This is a genomic window from Bradyrhizobium sp. WU425, from assembly GCF_021052305.1.
Lineage (GTDB): Bacteria > Pseudomonadota > Alphaproteobacteria > Rhizobiales > Xanthobacteraceae > Bradyrhizobium > Bradyrhizobium canariense_D.
In genome coordinates this window covers 6906418-6923258 of the sequence record NZ_CP088089.1, presented here as the reverse complement: position 1 = coordinate 6923258, position 16841 = coordinate 6906418, and the positions used below count along the sequence as shown (strand labels likewise).

Below are 16841 nucleotides of genomic sequence, written 5' to 3'. Positions count from 1 at the left end.
TCATCTCGGAATCCTGGGCGACATCGATCGGAATCCGCAGGCATGCATCCGGGCGGTCGCAAGGCGAAGTCCGCCGGGTGCGGGGAAGCCGGATGCCCGGTTCTTTGAGGACAAAGCAGTCACTTAGCTAATTGACGAAGATCGCGAATTAGACGCCCCATCTTGCAGGCGGAACGACATACATCATTAGATCCGTGAGGAGCTTGCTTTCGGTGCATCCGAAGAGCGATTGAGGAAACCTGAAGTGAGTATCCGATCCGCTTTGGAACGGGAGGGATGTTCTACACTGGCCTCAGGAAAAGGCGCGCTGAAACACTCACTAAGGATAAACAGCGGTGCTTATGTTCGCCAAGATTCAGTGAGCGGTCGTCCCGTGTAATAGAGGCGTTCAAGAAACCGATGCGATCATCAGACGGCAGAGATCGGTGATGTCGTAGACGGGTAACTTGACCCTACGGCGGATCGCTGCCGCTATCATCGGGAATGCAGCGCACTCGAACAAGATGGTCGCGATTTCAGGATAGGCGTTGCGAAGACTTTCGATCCGTGCACCAACATCAGTCTCGATTGACGTGACATCGATCGGCGGCGGTGGACGCTTCAACTCGTCGTGCCAGAACTTACCGCCTTCAATCCCGCCGATGACAATCCTCGCCCGCTCGCCTGGATCATCGACGCCGAGCAACTCTTCGCCACAATGCGTCGAATCGTACGTTAGTACACCGATCTTGGCGCCCGGTGGGGCTTGACGAAGCAACGTCGGCAAAAGGAGCAAGCTCGACATTGCTACCGGTACATCCACAGACGCGGCTACTGCTTGCTGGTGTCTGATCGAGAACCCGCAGGTGGAGCTTATCGCTACGGCCCCGCGCTCAACCAGTCGCCGAGCCGCGGCGACGTAAGCCGGCTCAAGCCCCGGATCGCCGCGGACGACGTTCTCAACCCAAGCTCCCGTGACAGTTTCTGCAATAATCGGAAAGTTGAAGGTAGACGGATTCAATAAAGAGCCCGGGCGCGGCGGTGGCGGCGCGGCGCCGGCTGGCACTCCTCGCTCCAGGTTGAGAATTCCAATCGACCGTCCGCTCTGCGATGCCATGAGGGAAAGATACCTAGAATCGAGGTTGGTATTCTTCATATTAACCGATCTAAGTCGAGAAATTCTGCACCAACATTGAAGAGCGGAGCTGTTTTGTGCGCGGGACCGGATACCTATTTTGCTTTTGAGTGCTGCGCCTCAAGGTTCGACAGCTCGCATCGCAAAGCTATCATCCTGCCACTTGAATCGAAGCCCATGGTGGATTGCCCGCTGAGGGCTGAGTGGCCGACTTACAAATAAAACCTACGCATTTTGTCTGTAAGTTGCAGGATTTCGAACGCACGAATGCTCACATTGGGGAATTTCACCTCCAGCTAGCCCATATCGTATGTTTAGAAGTTCGAGTCTAGGGCCAGCCTTTCTTCGGCGGACTCTCCTTCTGGATCGCTACTCGAGCGGCTGAGAGTTGTTCGGTATCCGCGAGCGATAGGGTGAGGGTATAGCGAGGGTACACCGGATGGATTACGCTACATGGCCTGTTGTTCTAGGCGATTTGGCGTCCACACGGTGCGATGCCGCAGCTTTCCTGGACGGTCTGCAATTCGTTGACGTGCAGAATGCCAGTCATTGGCAGCACTGGGGTACGAGATGGTCAAAACTCGGAGATGCTCAGTCGCTTCACGGCGATCTAAATGCCGACAAAGGAGCGACAGATCAGGCTCGGGAAGCCTGGCTCTGTGCTCTAACCGCGTTCGAAGTTGCTAGACGACTAATTGATGAAGACGATCCAGACGCTAAGCAGATTTCAGCGAAGATCGAGGGTGGAGTTCAACGGCTCGGATCAGCGCTAGAGCAGAATATTGAGCGGGTGCAAATCGCACGGTGGGATCAATCCGAAGTCTCGACATACTACGTGCCTCCCCGTGATCGCGAATTCTGCGCCCCCGCAGTTATTTGCGTCAGCAGAGAGGAAGAGAGGGCGGAGACGTTGCTTGGAAGGCTCTTGCCTCTCGTGGTCGGACGAGGCATTTCGATCCTCGTTGTTTCTCATGATGACGTCTCAAATCATGCCCGCGATTTGTCGAACCTGTTCTTATCTAGCTGCATGGATTTCTTGTCGGTTCAGCCCAAGGTCGATGCTGCCCGTGTTGGCGTCTACGGTGAGGGGCTGTCCGCTGTTTTAGCTACTGATTTTGCGCGGTCAGATTCCCGTGTTGCTGCAGCGGTTTGTGACGGAGGGCTTTGGAATCGGACTCGGCTACTCGCATCAATCGGCTGGATGACGAGAACTGCTGGATCCGACAACCACTTGGTTTGTACGCGTCGCAGGGAAATGGTGTGGCATTTAAAATGCCCGGTTCTCGTGATCGCCGGGGGGCGCAGCGTCGTCAGCGTGTCGGAGGCGATCAGACTTCAAAATGATTGCGAGGGCGCGCAGGTCGACCTCGAAGTGACGATGCCGCGGATGAGCGCCTTCCCACTACGCGAGATCGAAAACTTCCCAAGTTCTGACGACTGCGTATTTCGATGGCTGGATCGTAAGCTCGCGAACAGTTCGCAGCGGTCTCTACAAGCTTAGGTCCATTGAACAGTCGATGCCGATCGTCATCATGTAGTGGAATTGTGGAAGCGACACATGACTTGCTCGCGAGCGCAAATCTTGCAATGAATGAGATCGCCATCATTGTCGTAGTGCAATCCACGCTTTGTAACATCAGTTCACCGATTGGATCGGGGTCAGCAGCTCGCGGCCAATTACTTTGGTAACGCAGGACAGATGCTCGTAGAGGCGGGAATATCAAGCTGTCAAGGATGTGCCGAGGTTGATCGCTGCATTGGTCCGGCTCTGCAACGCCAGCCTTCCGAATGTCATAGGCGAGCGCAGCGGCGAGATCCGCATCACGTCAATGACCAAATCCGGCAATTTTACCAACAAGTCTCACGTCGCCGGAGGCTTAATTCTTGAGGCGATCGACTCACTGCCTACAAGACGCCGATACTCAGCTTCTGAGATGCCAGGCGGCTATTCTTAGCGAGCAAGGACAGCCGCTTGTTGAGATAGTCAATGGTCGTTTGGTCCACCCCTTCAAGTATCGTAGCGTTGAGGGCCTTTCTCTTAATCGACAGCTTTGCGATCTCCGCTCGCGCCGTTTCCGTGAGGGACATCTGTATGAATCGTGCGTCGTCGGGCGATGTTGGGCGGGCTAGAAACTCCATGGTCTCCAATCTTTTTGTCTGACTGGTAACAAACGGCGGATGAAACCCCAGTTTGTTTGCAACTGCAGTTCCAGAAACACCGCTCCCATCATCGAGCTCGTTAATAGCCATCAGGATCAACCACTGCGCTTCAGTGATTCCGAGCATTTTAGCCCAGCTCTTATGGATCTCTTCGAGCTGTGAGTGAATCTCCACGATGTTCCAGATGAAGTCCCTTACGGCGTTATCGGATTGTTCGGCTTCAGCCATTTTGTTGTTCAACCTTTTTCGCTGGTGCTGGCGGCCGCGCCGCAAGGCGTCGTGAACGGTACCTACCCGTCTTAAGTAGCCTGAAGAACCCCGCGATAGTACATAGGGGCCATGTACGAAAGTAATTACAATTTCTAATTATTCGGATGCACTATGAGCTATAGATCGTCAGGCCACTCCGACGGTCATGGTCAAGTTCTTAGATGAAAAGCTGCCGGAGGCGCAATTTCGGAGGCGCAATCTGATGGTGGCTGACCCCAAGGCTGCAATTTGTTGCCCTTCAGCAACACGTTGCCACCAAAAAGTAATTATTGAAATTAATGCATGAAAGTAATGAAATTGGATGTTAGACAGGACTCGACAGCGAGGGGGCACCTCGAAGTCGTTCCGTCAAGCGGCCGCCCCAAGGGCGAGGTTAGCGAGCGGTTCTTTGAAAGACGGAAACGAGTTTTCCAACTTGGAGGTTCACCCATGAAAGTGATGAAGAGCCTTATTCTAGGTTCTGCCGCGATGTTCGCGGGGGCGGGGGCTCAGGCAGCCGATCTTCCCGTCAAGGCCAAGGCAGTCGAGTACGTGAAGATCTGCTCATTGTACGGTGCCGGATTCTATTACATCCCCGGAAGTGACACCTGCATCAAGATGGGTGGTTACCTACGCGCCAGCGTAGCGCTAGGTGCGCAGGGCCTGTGGGCCGCACCTACCGGCGGTCTCGGTGGCGCGCACGATCGCCTCAGCAACTACTATACTGCGCAATCTCGTTTTGACCTCAACGTCGACACGCGCACGGCGACCGAATACGGTCTCGTTCGCACGTACGCTGAATTAGCCTTTACCTGGACCGCGGGCGGCTACAATGGGGCGGGCTCTACCGCGATCAACGGTGCGACCAGCTATTCCGGAAATGCGACTGGCGCCTCGGGCAGTGGCGCGATCGCGGGTGGCTCGATGGCTGTTTACTACGCGTTCATGCAATTCGCCGGTTTCACCTTCGGTAGAGCACAGTCACAGTTCTCCTCTCCGTGGACGAACTACCCGGCGAATAGCTACGATGGTTTGCCGGGCGGTGGCGGTTGGGAGGCTGTCAATCAGGTTGCCTACACTGCGGATTTTGGGCAGGGCATCACGGCTAGCTTCTCGGCCGAGGATCAGGTCGTCCGCAACACGACAAATATTTGGAACGTGAGTGGCGCAACCGCTGCAGGTCTCGCAACTGGCTCGTACGGTGCTGGCGACATCGGCGGATCGCGGGCTCCAGACCTCGTTGCGATGCTTCGGGTTGACCAGGCTTGGGGCCTTTTCCAAGCGTCGGTCGCCGCGCATGATAATCACGCTGGTTACTACGGCGTTGACGAAACGACTGGTCATCCTGACGACAAGTGGGGCTGGGCTGGACAGTTGGCCTTGTCGATCAAGAACGTCCCGACCGGACCGGGCGATACCATCAACGTCCAAGGCGTGTATACCAACGGCGCGTCGGGCTACAACTTCCAGCCCTATGGGCCCTACACTTTCGCTCTGTACAGGGGTGCCGGGGGCGCCGGAGCCTACCAGAGCGTCGGCCTCGCGGGGGTCTCTGACTCTGTCTTCGTTGCAGGCGCTGGTCAGCAGTTGACTACGACTTACGGCTTCAACGGCGGTTATACCCACAATTGGAACGCAAATTGGAACACCTCAATTTTCGGTGGGTGGGCCGCCGTCAGGTATAACAACACGGCCAAAGGTTACGTCTGCGGCGCGTTCGTGACCACACTCGCACTGTCAAGCGGCGTTGGTGGCTGCAACCCTGACTTCAACTATTCGGTCGTAGGCACCGCCACCCGTTGGACCCCCGTGAAGAACCTGACGTTCTCGGCAGAGCTCGCGTACGTCATGCTCGACCAGAAGTATGCAAGCGGAAGCACTGTGACGCTGCCGATCCAAGCAGGTGTTGCCAAGCCCGGGGCTGCGTATGAGCTGAAGGATCAGAACAGTCTGGCGCTGCTGCTCCGCGCTCAGCGAAACTGGTGAGTTTTCAGTCTAACTAGCAGAAGGAGAAACGTAGCGGCTTTTAGACCTAAGTTAACCTCCAAGAAGGCCTCCGGCATGCCCGCCGGGGGCCTTTTATCTATGCAATGCCGTGCTAGCCCCTGTCCTTAGTTGAGCAAGATGAAAGCCGAGCCAACGCGAACATTTCTGCCGAGCTTGTCGTCGGGCCTTGTGCTGGCGTCAAAGTCCCTGAGTTCTTGGAGAAGAGCTCGGCAAGGTTGCGCTAGAGGGGGCAATCGCACGGCAGTAGGATCGCGCGGCACGGATGAAAAGGCACGACCGGGGCGATTTGCCTGTCGGAGAATTGGCGGCATAGGCCTAACCGCCTATCAAGGCCGCTCGATCGGATCCGATTTCTTGAGCAGCGCCTCTCAAAACGTAGCGCGCGCATCGGCGGGCCGTCGCAAAGCCGATCACCCGTGAATCACTCATTTCCGTAGTTGGAAACTCTTGAGAGTTCCGTGAAGTCGCAGGGTAAGCCCAGCCTCGCGCTGTGGCGCAAGTGGTGACCTCTAGAAGCCGGATTGAACGAGCTCTGGCAAGCCCGAGCGGAGCACGGGCAAAATTCAAGGCCGATGGTCGTCGACGATGGGTCGGGTGGGCGGAAAAGTCATGGCGGCCGTGGGCGCGAGATGAAGGACAACGGCCTTCAACAAGTGCGAAGGAATTACTCCCGGCATGGGCCCTCGGTTGTGTCCAGATGCTGTTCATTCTTGATCCGAAGCATTGCCTGCCCAGCGTATCAAGCTTGCTGGTACTCCAGCGGCGTCATCACCGGGCGCTATGTGATCCCCGATTCAAGCTCGTAGCCTCAGGGCGGCCAAGCAAGGCTGGCGCGACGCTCTCCTCTTGGAGCGTTCCGCGAGAGGGAAATGGGGGCAGATTCTCGCGATCGACGCGATGATGACCCAAGATTGCACCTTCTCGGTCGGCATCGTGCATGGTCCGTCGCAACGAGCTGCACTGGCGAAGCGTTTAACATGGCCAAGCATCAGGCCAATCGTATTCCTGCGTTGAGGGCCGCCTTGTTTGACGGACGGGAACGCTGCAGGTCCTAGGGGTAATCCTAGGAGAAGCGCTATGACGATTTCGAGGGCGGAGGTGATCACGTCGGTCGAGCGGCGGCGCCGGTGGTCGCAGGATGAGAAGGAACGGCTTGTTGCAGCATCGCTCGAGCCCGGAGCCTGCGTTTCCGAGGTGGCTCGCATGGCTGGCCTTCATGTGAGCCAGCTGTTTAGGTGGCGCAAAGAGCTTTGCAAGCACGCTGAAGCGAGTATAGCGCCGTTCGTGCCGGTCGAGATTGGGTCGTCTGTGCCGCCGCGGGCGGTGGCCGAAGCGCCATTGACGACGACGGCGGCGCGTCGACGGAAGAGCCATGGCATCATCGAGATCGACCTTGGTAGCGGGCACCGCATTCGGGTCGACGGCGACGTTGATGGAGACGCCCTGCGTCGGGTTCTCGAGGCTCTGGTGCGCCGATGATCCCGGTTCCGACGGGCGCGCGCGTGTGGCTTGCGACAGGCTACACGGACATGCGGCGAGGCTTTCCGACGCTGGCACTCCAGGTGCAGGAGGTGCTGCGCAAGGACCCGCTCAGCGGTCATCTGTTTGTCTTCCGCGGTCGCCGAAGCGATCTTGTGAAGGTGATCTGGCACGATGGCCAGGGAGCATGCCTGTTCACCAAAAGACTGGAGAGAGGGCGGTTCATCTGGCCTTCGGTTGCCGGCGAAGCAGTGACGATCTCTCCGGCGCAGATGAGCTACCTGTTGTCCGGAATCGATTGGCGCAACCCGCAAGAAGCCCAGCGTCCGACGCGGATCGGATAGCCGTTTTGGGTTTGAATCTGCTGCTTGATCTGATTCAATGGCTTCATGATATCGAAGCCGGACGAACTTCCATCGGACCTTGTGAGTGCCCTGGCGGCGCTGCAGGGCGAGCGTGAGGCGCGGCTGCTCGCCGAGGCGGTGGCTGCCAGTGCGCGGGCGGAGCTGTCGGACAACGCGGCGCTGATCGCGCATCTCGAGCTGCGGATCGAGAAGCTCAAGCGCGAACTGTACGGGCAGCGCTCCGAGCGCACGGCGCGTCTGATCGAACAATTGGAATTGGAACTCGAAGAACTCGCCACCACGGCGAGCGAGGATGAGCTTGCGGCTCAGGCCGCGGCGGCGAAGACCCAGAGCGTGCGCGCCTTCACGCGCAAGCGGCCGGTACGCAAGCCCTGGCCGGACGACATCGAACACGAGCGCATCGTTATCGAGGCTCCGACGAGCTGCGCCTGCTGCGGCGGATCGCGGCTCGCGAAGATCGGCGAGGATGTGACCAAGACGCTGGAGGAGATCCCGCGCCGCTTCAAGGTCATCGAGACAGTGCGCGAGAAGTTCACCTGCCGCGATTGCGAGAAGATCAGCCAGCCGCCGGCGCCGTTCCACGCGACGCCGCGCGGCTTCATCGGCCCACAATTGCTGGCGACGATTCTGTTCGACAAGTTCGGCATGCACATCCCGCTCAATCGCCAGAGTGCGCGCTTTAAGGCCGAGGGGATCGACCTGCCATTGTCGACGCTGGCCGACCAGGTCGGCCACGGGACCTTCGCCGTCATGCCGCTCTTCCACTTGATCGAACGCCATGTGCTTGCTGCCGAGCGCCTGCATGGCGACGACACCACCATCCGCATCCTGGCGAAGGGCAAGTGCAAGACCGGTCGGATCTGGACATATGTGCGGGATGACCGGCCCTTCGCCGGGCCAGCGCCACCGGCGGCGGTCTATTACGCCTCGAGCGACCGTCGAGGCGAGCATCCACAGAAGCATCTGGCCGCCTTCGCCGGTATCCTGCAAGCTGATTGCTACAACGGCTTCGAGCCGTTGTTCGATCCGCAGAAGAAGGTGCTGCCGATTACGCCGGCGTTTTGCTTCGCCCATGCGCGGCGGGGCTTCTTCGAGCTGGCCGACATCGAGAAGAACGCCCGGGAAGGCCACAGGGGCAAACCGGTCTCGCCGATCGCGTTGGAGGCGGTCAGACGCCTCGACGCTTTGTTCGAGATCGAGCGCACCATCAACGGCTGCGGCGCCGACGAGCGGTGCGCCGTGCGCCAGGAAAAGAGCAAGCCGCTTCTCGAGGACATGCATGCCTGGCTGCTCCTCGAGCGCGAACCCCTCTCGCGCTCCTCCGAGGTCCTGAAGCCCATGAATTACATGCTCAGGCGCTGGGACGACTTCGCCCGCTTTCTCGATGATGGCAGGATCTGCTTGACCAACAATTGTGCTGAGCGCGCATTGAGAGGCATCGCCCTGGGAAGGCGCAATTGGACCTTCGCCGGCAGCCTGCGCGGTGCCGACCGCGCCGCCATCATGCTGACGATGATCACCACCTGTCGTCTCAACGATGTCGATCCCAAGGCCTGGCTCGCCGATATCGTCGCCCGTATCGCCGATCTTCCCGTATCGAGTCTGCACGAACTGCTGCCCTGGGAATGGAAGCTCCTCCGCCAAGGCGACACTCCCGCCGATCAGCAGGCTGCCTGATCTTCACGCAACGCCCTTCATAGAGCTCGTCGCGCTCGCGCGCATGCGTCAATCAGGCGGCCTTCGTCGTATGCGTACGGCCAATCTCGATCGTGGCGTCGAGAGGATGCTGGCCCTATAGGGCACGACCAACGATGTCATCTTCGAGGTGACGCGCGGGCGTCACGCGGCCGGTATGGAAGCCTAACGCCGGCACGATGGCGCTCTACAGAAGCCACCCGGGATCGCATCCCTGGGCGCTGAATTTCCGCATACCAGTGCCGGCGGCCGCTCCGATGGCAATTTCACGGGCGCGCTTGGAGTACCAACGCTCGACGGCCTGGGAGTCTGTGGCGCCAATGCGCACACGCTGCACGAGCATGTCGAGGTTCATAGCCTTGTCGAGCGCGACAAGTTGATGGCAGGGCTACCCGCGACCGCAGAGTGACCAAGTGCAGGAGCAGGCGTAATCGGAGCTTGCATAAATCCCTAGCGGCTCACTAACATCTTTGTGAAAGATAGACGCCCTCTGTTGATCGAAGCGCTGGCCGGACGCTTCTCCCAGCTCAAACAATCTGGTGAAGACCGGGGGCCTTGAGGGAGTGCGGACGAACGTGATCCGGATATCTTACGAAAGCGATCTCAATGAATGGTGCCGTTCATTAAGGACTACTTCAACGCATACTGGGGGTCCAAAAGGAGATGCCATCTCGTCGCGTGGGACTGCCGGTACAAACCATCCTGGTTTTCCGGATTTGGTTTAAGCCTAGGGGAACAATCGAGCGAGAGGTCGCCCGGTCAAGGGCTTCAGCTCCAGACAGGAGTCATCATTCCCGCAATCAGGCGCGCCTACTAATAGCCATCATCTTAGCTCCTGCGTCCGGATGTTGATTAAAGCTGCTCTATTGCGCGTGTCACGGACAGCCACGCAGCTCATCGGCAACATGTTTAAGCGCTTTTGTGACGCCCGCGCTTAGTTAACGGACAACCAGACTGCCTGCATGACGGATAGCATTGCTGTAAAAGCGGTGCCGTCCGGGATGTGGTTGGAATTCGGTGTGGCGCGATCTCCGGTAGCATGAAGGTATCGTTTCAGGCTGCGAGGTCAATCGGTTGATCGATGGGCTTTGTGGCGAGCGTTTGCCAGCCATCGACTTTGCGCATGTTGATCTGGCCAGAGGCAAGCAGGGCCCACAACAACATGGCTGCGGTGTCGGCGGAAGGCCAGCACGGTCTGCGTCTTGATCCGTCGCTTGAACTCCTCATGCAGCCGTTCGATTGCGTTGGTGGTGCGCGCGCTCCTCCATTGGCTCGGTGGCAGATGGGTGAAGCTGAACAGGCGCTCGCCTGCCTCCTCCAGGCTGTCCGCGACGGCACGGTGCTTGAGCCGCCATTTGCGGATGAAAGCCTTGCGGCGGGCCTCGATCTCGTCGCGTGTCGCCGCATAGATCATATCGTTGTAGTCGGCGGTGATCTCCTCGTGCAACCGCTCCGGCGCGTGCGCGAGCAGGTTCCTGGGCTTGTGCACGGTGCATCGTTGGACCGGCACACCGTCCCACGCGGCGGCGATCGCGCTGTCGAGCCCCGGCGCGCCGTCGACAATGAGGAACTCGGCCGCCGTAGACCGCGCCTGATGAGATCGTCGAGCGCACTGCGCCAAGCCTCGGCGTTTTCGCCGCCCATGCTCTTGATCGCGAGCAGAACTTTCTGCCCGTCGGCACGTACGCCAAGGACGACGAGCAGCGAGATCGTAGTCGCTTTGCGATCGAGCCGCACGCGCACAACTGTGCCGTCGAGAATGAGCCGCACAATCGGTTCATCGGCCAGCGAGCGGGCGTTCCAGGCGTCCCAGTCGGTCTTCACCTTGCGCCAGGTTCGGCTCACCGTGTGCTTGCCCACCGCACCGCCAAAGAGCGCCGTAAGCGCGCGACGAACGCGGCGCGTATTGGTGCCGGCCAGGTGGGTACCTGGATCACCCGCGTCCACCGCCAGCGTGCGGCGCTGGTAGGCGCTCAATGCCTTGCTCTTCCATTCCCTCTCTTGCCTTCCGGGGTGTTGAGCCTGGCGCGCGGCATTGCGATCTCGACACGGCTGAACGTGCCCCGAAGCGAGCGCGACCGGTGGCCACGGCGATGGCCACTGCGCTCTCTGCCTTGCTGGCCTCTTTGCCCCACGGCGGCGCACGACGTGCGTAGCGGGGACGCGACAGCGCCGCCTCGAGTTCGTCTTCCATCATGATTTCGATGAACTCGCGCACGCGATTGCGCACGCCAGATTCGAGCGGATCAAACCAGCTGTCGAAAGGCCGGGTACCGTCTCGTCTGCAGGCCGCACGGAGTCAGGCTTCGTGGTATGGCTCGTCATGGCGTGGTCTCCTGCACGGCGCGTCAACGCCGGGTGATTCGAGGTTGAACACCCCGGAGACTACGCCACCCTTAATTCCCACCAACACCGCGACGGTTCCGTGAAAGCTACTGTGAATCAAATCTCGAACAGCTCGCGCGGCAACTTCGTAAATGGTTCGCCGCCAGCGTCAGTGACGCGAAACGTTTCGCTGATTACGTAACCGACATCTTCATTGATCCAGTTTCCGAGCATGAGATGAAACGTCATGTTTGGCTGGAGGACCGTCATATCACCTTCCTTCAGGCTCGCCGTCGGCTCCGTCCAGTCGATGCCGACGGCGTAGCCACACCGCGATTCTTTCTCAAAACCATGTTTCTTCAGCGTGGCATTGAACGCCACTGCGATGTCGCTGCACGTGCCACCCGTCTTGGCGGCAGCAAGGGCAGCCTCCAAACCTGCCACCTCTCCGTCATGCAGCCGCCGCAGATGGTCCGCTGGCCTGCCTATGGACATCGTGCGCATTAATGGAGACGTATAGCCGTGGCGTACGCCGCTGAATTCGAGGTTGATCTGCGATCCCTGTCGGAAGATGTCCTCAGTCCAGCGAATATGGCACGTGGACGTACGCGGCGTCGAGCACATGAAAAAGCTCGCGATATCCGTCCCTGGCTTTCCATTAGCGCCACGCACTAGCGTTGCAATAATCTCTGCGGCTGCGTCGGCTTCACGCAGCCCGGGTCGAATGACTTCCTTCGCTTTGAGCATCCCAGCGTCACTAATGGCGGCGGCTTCACGCATCATTGCGATTTCGAGATCCGACTTCAGACCCCGAATCCAGGTAACCGCGTTCGTGCAATCGACAATTCTCGCTTCGGCCGCTCGGTGCCTGAACTTCTCAATAGTCAAGGAGGGCAAGAACTTCGCTTCGAGCCCGATCCCTCTATTGCCGACCTTGTCCAAAAGGAAGTCGATGATTGCATCGTATCCATCCCGATCGGGGTTAGCGATGAGCGCTTCCGGGTAGCCGATTACCCGGCTAGGATCGATGAACATCTGATGAATTGCCGCTGGTCCGTCCATGCGACGTGTAATGAAGGTCGGCTCTTCATCTTCTAAAAGCACGAGTAGGCCTTGAGGCACATATCCCGACTTTGATGTGTAACCCGAAAGATAGGTAATGTTGGCAGGTGTCGTAACCACCAGCGCGTCGATCTCTCGCCGCTTCATTTCCAATTTCACTTCAGCCAATCTTCGCAGATATTCGGATCGGGGGAACGCCTGCGAGCTCTTGGGGATTGCCATAGGTTCAACTCCTTCCGTGAGGGCTTGGCCGTGCTAGCTTTGTTTTGACCAGCCAATAAGGTTTGTGCAGCAGATCGGGAACGCTCGGCGGAATTCCCATTCGCCGCGGGCGTGTCGAGCAGAGCGCCATCCCTGCCGGAGTGCTTCGCTTGTGGTGGAAATGAACACCCGATGCCATCACGAATTCAGCATTGCCAAGCAGTAGCGGATCGTGAGTTCCGTGGTTGGAACGAGCAAGTTGTCGGACGCCCCGAAAGTCGGCGTGTGCACGCCAGACTCATTGCCGCGTTCCTCGCTGCCAAACCAGAAATAAATCGAAGGCACGCAGGCGGAATAGAAACCGAAGTCATCGCTGCCGCCGCCGGCGGTCGGAGACTTCTTGTCAGAAAATTTATCGTCGCCCACCGTTTCAATAACTAGCCGACGAAACCGTTCGACCATTTCAGCATCATTGATGACAGGCGGCTCGCCAAGCTTGTAGGAAAATTCTGCTTTGCCTCGATGCATGGCCGCCACGCCTTCGGCAATCTCTCGAACGCGTTGAACCAAAAGCGTTCTACGCTCCGCACCGCTCGTTCTGATTGTCCCTGTCATGGAGACGGAGGGGCAAATGATGTTTGTCGCTTCCCCTCCCGCGATCGTACCAATCGTGATGATCGCCCCATCGTCGAAGGGCATCTCCCGTGATACGATCTTTTGCACTTCGTTGATAAATGCTCCTGCCATCGCAATTGCGTCCACGCCGGCGTGCGGCTTAGCCCCATGAGCCATGATCCCGATCAATTTGAGCTCGAATTGGTCGGCCGACTTGGTCACTGCGCCAGTGCGTGCGCCATACATTCCCGCAGGCAAATCAGTTTTCACGTGAAAGCCGACGGCAGCGTCAAACCCTCGGAGTAGCCCGTCCTCAGCAACTGAACGGCCACCTAGCGGCTCTGCCTCCTCAGAAGGCTGAAAAAAGACGCGAAGCTTGCCAGAAAACCTCGCGCGAATCCTATGGAATGCGAGGGCAGTGCCCAATGCTATCGACGCGTGCATATCGTGTCCACAGGCATGCATAACGCCCGGAACTTGCGAACGATATGGCAAATCGTCTCGAGCTTCCTGGATTGGCAATGCATCGATGTCGCCGCGAATAGCGATGGAACGCTGCGGTCCAGGGGCCAATCCCTGAATGTCAACGTAAAGACCGGTCTTGTGAAATGTCTTGGGGCTGTTAAGTCCGAATCTTTCCAGAGTTTCACGGATCCGTTGCTGAGTCTTCCATTCATCGTTTGAAAGCTCGGGCTCGCAATGCATGGCATGACGCGTCTCGATTATGGCGTCCTGTTCGGAGGCGGAAAGCAAGCTGTTCGCGATTGTTTCCATAGTGATCTGCCGCTGTATCGAGCTAAAGGCCACTTCTCAATAGCAGACCGAGATCGAGAGATCGCATCGACGGGCAGGCGGATGGCGCAGAAAAGCTGCAATATTACCCGTGACCATGCGCTTTTTCGGAAACATTCGAGGCCGTTGCGCCAGCCGACAGATCAGTGCGTCGGAAAATCCTCATCCCTTGCACCCAGTAACTGAAGTGCGGATCCAATACGACGGTGCGCCGATGTTGCCGCGGAGGCGATGCTATCCCGCAAGCTCAGGGTTCCTGACTTCTCAGGTCTTGGTAATGCCAGGTCTTTGTCATTCTCTCTCCCATCGCCGGTCCCATGCACGAATGGGCTTCCCGGTCGATCGCCCTATCAGAGCGCTCCTGTCCTGCGGCCCATCGATCATTTTGGTTCGAAAGCCGTGCTCCCGGAAACGACGCGTTTGTCCATATGCAGATACGCGGAGCCTGTGACGATGCTGTCATTCCCATGACGGAGCTCACCGTCAGATACACATTCTCGATTACCGAATTCGAAGGGTTGGGGAGGTGGTACCAAACAACGATGATGCAGATCGCTTTCGCTCAGATGCACTGCGCATAGCCAATGCCGAACCCATTCCAATGATTATCTCGGCGGAGCGGTGCTGGTTTGTGCGTCGCCGCTAACCAGCACCGACATATGGCGGACTTGATGCCCCAGGCGTCTAAAACGGTCAGATCCGCGCCACGACTCGCATGATGTGCAACTGGCCGCGTCGGGCTTCAAAACGTACAAACACCTCGCCGAAAGCTTTTCCGCCCTGGTGGGCCCGCGCGTGCCGATCTCCCCGGAGAACCGAGAGGACGGAGTGATTGGTCGCGAAGGCTGGGGCACCGATAGCCAACGGGCGCTCAAGGTGTAATTTATGCCGAAATTCGGCTAGCTCAGCGGAGCAGGCGCAGTAATTTTGCGTCAAATAGGGCAAGTTTACATCTTTCCATCGCCTCGTCGAGCTACCTTTCGGCGATTGGACACGGAGGTCGGGGTGACACTATTCCAAAGAAGCGCGTTAGAGTTTCCCGCTGATTTTCCGTCCGGCGGATGACGGATCGAGTCTGGGTCAACAACTTCTTCGGTGAAAGCGATGAGCTCGTCTACAGCTGAATCGGAAGCTGAGAAAAGAACCTGGATGCTATTCTTGGCGCCGGCATTGCTCACGCTGATCGTTTTTCTAGTCATTCCGGCTGGCATCGTCCTGCGAATTAGCTTCTTTCCCGGCAGCACAACAATAGGCGCGGAAGGCTACTCGCTCGCTCAGTACGGGAAATTCTTCGGAAACTCGCTCTACCTATCAGTGCTTGGGGAAACAGTGAGCTACGCAGTCATTGTTTGTCTTGGATGCTTAGTCCTTGGCTTTCCTGTCGGTTATTCTCTCGCGCGCCACCCTCCATATCAGCGTCGCCTGCGAATGCTAATGGTGATCGTACCCCTCACCTTGAGCCTGGTGATTGTTGTGTTTGGCTGGTTGGTGCTCCTGGGTCGACAAGGGTTGGTGAACAATATCCTCATGTGGTTGGGAATTATCTCCAGTCCGCAGCAGCTATTGTTCAATCGCACAGCTGTCGTAGTCGTTCTAATTCAGCAATTCCTTCCATTCATGATCCTTTCGGTGATGAATGTTGTTATGCAAATAGATCCCGTTCTCGAGCAGGCGTCGACGAGTCTGCGTGCAAGTCGCGCGCGTACGTTCATAAAGGTGATCATCCCTCTCTCAACCCCAGGAATAATGGCAGGATTGTCTCTGATCTTCGTCATGGCCGTTTCTGCTTTTGTGACTCCCCGGCTAGTTGGTGGACCTCGTGCGCAAATGATTGGCGGCTTTGTTTATGATCAAATCCTCAGCACGTCGAACTGGCCATTTGGAGCCGCGATGGCCTTCATTCTGTTCGCTATAGGCTTCGGACTCATGGCAGCCCTGAATGCCACCATCATCCGCCCTCTCACGAGGGGCCTTCATGTTCGATGATATTATTGATCGACTTCTAGCGGGGGCCGGCAGGTGTCTTCGCGCGTTTGTATACCTTACACTGATACTTCCTGCGGTTATCGTCGTCGCGACTTCATTTACATCGGGCGACGCGATGCGGTTTCCGTCGACTGGCTTCTCCCTCCGTTGGTATTACGCGTTCTGGGAGAGTTCACTTTTTATCGACTCGCTGAGCCTAAGTCTGAAAGTGGCCGCGCTCGCGACGGTGCTATCCCTTCTGTTTGGTTTCGCCGCAGCATTCGGGATCGAGCGACACAACTTTCGGGGGCGAGGGCTCATACGAGGTTTCATGCTTTCTCCGCTGCTGATCCCAGCCGTGGTCCTCGGCTTGGGGTTGATGCAAATGCAAGTCTGGATTGGCATAAGTCAAACGTTCCTTGGCTTGCTCGTCGGACACGTGGTCGTGACGCTGCCTTACGTAGTCCGCACGTTGTCTGCGAGTATGGTTTTGTTCGATAGAAATCTGGAGCAGGCCGCAATGAGTCTCCGTGCAACGCCCGTGACCGTTCTAAGGACAGTGACGATCCCGCTCCTTGTGCCTGGCATCATTTCCGCCGGTGTGTTCGCGTTTGTTACGTCCTTCGGAAATGTGAACCTCTCAGTATTCTTAGGCGCCGGAGGTAATGTCACGCTTCCCGTACAGGTACTGGCTTATGTTGAGCAAACAGTCGACCCGCTCGTTGCCGCTGTATCCTCAGTCGTGATCGTCTTCACATTGCTGGCCATCTTGATCGCCGATCGTATCTCGGGCCCAAGGTCTGTCGTCTAGG

Annotated in this window: 11 protein-coding genes and 3 pseudogenes; 9 read left to right on the top strand and 5 right to left on the bottom strand. The window is 57.8% G+C overall.

Annotated elements, in window-relative coordinates; translation table 11 throughout:
- Window positions 1–388 precede the first annotated feature (388 nt).
- Window positions 389–1135 (bottom strand): hypothetical protein, encoded by a 747-nt coding sequence (locus tag BcanWU425_RS33160; RefSeq protein WP_326952195.1) that lies wholly within the window; start codon window positions 1133–1135, stop codon window positions 389–391.
- A gap of 418 nt (window positions 1136–1553) precedes the next feature.
- Here BcanWU425_RS33160 and BcanWU425_RS33155 point away from each other — a divergent pair, with 418 nt between their 5' ends.
- Window positions 1554–2615 (top strand): alpha/beta hydrolase family protein, encoded by a 1062-nt coding sequence (locus BcanWU425_RS33155; RefSeq protein ID WP_231189360.1) that lies wholly within the window; start codon window positions 1554–1556, stop codon window positions 2613–2615.
- Window positions 2616–3019: 404 nt separating this feature from the next.
- Here BcanWU425_RS33155 and BcanWU425_RS33150 read toward each other — a convergent pair whose 3' ends face one another.
- Window positions 3020–3502, bottom strand: a complete 483-nt coding sequence (locus BcanWU425_RS33150; RefSeq protein WP_231189358.1) for a MarR family winged helix-turn-helix transcriptional regulator — start codon at window positions 3500–3502, stop codon at window positions 3020–3022.
- 471 nt (window positions 3503–3973) lie between these two features.
- Here BcanWU425_RS33150 and BcanWU425_RS33145 point away from each other — a divergent pair, with 471 nt between their 5' ends.
- From BcanWU425_RS33145 to BcanWU425_RS33120, 6 genes and pseudogenes are all read left to right on the top strand, one after another.
- Entirely contained in the window at window positions 3974–5509 is a 1536-nt protein-coding gene (locus BcanWU425_RS33145; protein WP_231189356.1) for a porin, read from the top strand.
- A gap of 779 nt (window positions 5510–6288) precedes the next feature.
- Window positions 6289–6528 (top strand): annotated as a pseudogene (locus BcanWU425_RS33140) (M20/M25/M40 family metallo-hydrolase); the annotation flags it as partial.
- A 79-nt stretch (window positions 6529–6607) separates the two neighbouring features.
- Complete coding sequence (gene tnpA / locus BcanWU425_RS33135; RefSeq protein WP_204513673.1) at window positions 6608–7009, top strand: IS66-like element accessory protein TnpA; 402 nt, start codon at window positions 6608–6610, stop codon at window positions 7007–7009.
- On the top strand, window positions 7006–7353 hold the full coding sequence (gene tnpB / locus BcanWU425_RS33130; RefSeq protein ID WP_231188510.1) for an IS66 family insertion sequence element accessory protein TnpB: 348 nt from the start codon (window positions 7006–7008) through the stop codon (window positions 7351–7353). Before tnpA ends, tnpB begins: the two co-directional genes overlap by 4 nt.
- A 45-nt stretch (window positions 7354–7398) precedes the next feature.
- The gene (gene tnpC / locus BcanWU425_RS33125) at window positions 7399–9051 is read left to right on the top strand and encodes an IS66 family transposase (protein WP_231188506.1); all 1653 of its coding nucleotides are present in this window, start codon (window positions 7399–7401) and stop codon (window positions 9049–9051) included.
- Window positions 9052–9124: 73 nt separating this feature from the next.
- A pseudogene (locus BcanWU425_RS33120) lies at window positions 9125–9478 on the top strand (M20/M25/M40 family metallo-hydrolase); the annotation flags it as partial.
- A 644-nt stretch (window positions 9479–10122) separates the two neighbouring features.
- Here the strand turns inward: BcanWU425_RS33120 and BcanWU425_RS33115 are convergent.
- From BcanWU425_RS33115 to BcanWU425_RS33105, 3 genes and pseudogenes are all read right to left on the bottom strand, one after another.
- Window positions 10123–11394 (bottom strand): annotated as a pseudogene (locus BcanWU425_RS33115) (IS256 family transposase).
- Window positions 11395–11511: 117 nt separating this feature from the next.
- Window positions 11512–12678, bottom strand: a complete 1167-nt coding sequence (locus BcanWU425_RS33110) for a M24 family metallopeptidase (RefSeq protein ID WP_231189353.1) — start codon at window positions 12676–12678, stop codon at window positions 11512–11514.
- Between the two features lie 177 nt (window positions 12679–12855).
- Window positions 12856–14046, bottom strand: coding sequence for a M20 family metallopeptidase (locus BcanWU425_RS33105; protein ID WP_231189351.1), 1191 nt, complete (start codon window positions 14044–14046; stop codon window positions 12856–12858).
- A 1176-nt stretch (window positions 14047–15222) separates the two neighbouring features.
- On the opposite strand from BcanWU425_RS33105, the gene BcanWU425_RS33100 reads away from it, so the two are divergent.
- Together BcanWU425_RS33100 and BcanWU425_RS33095 are read left to right on the top strand one after the other, a co-directional pair.
- Window positions 15223–16050 (top strand): ABC transporter permease, encoded by an 828-nt coding sequence (locus tag BcanWU425_RS33100; RefSeq protein ID WP_231189348.1) that lies wholly within the window; start codon window positions 15223–15225, stop codon window positions 16048–16050.
- Window positions 16040–16840: an ABC transporter permease gene (locus BcanWU425_RS33095; protein ID WP_231189336.1), complete on the top strand. Its 801-nt coding sequence runs from the start codon at window positions 16040–16042 to the stop codon at window positions 16838–16840. The genes BcanWU425_RS33100 and BcanWU425_RS33095 overlap by 11 nt, the downstream gene beginning before the upstream one ends.
- The last annotated feature ends 1 nt before the right edge of the window (window position 16841 follow it).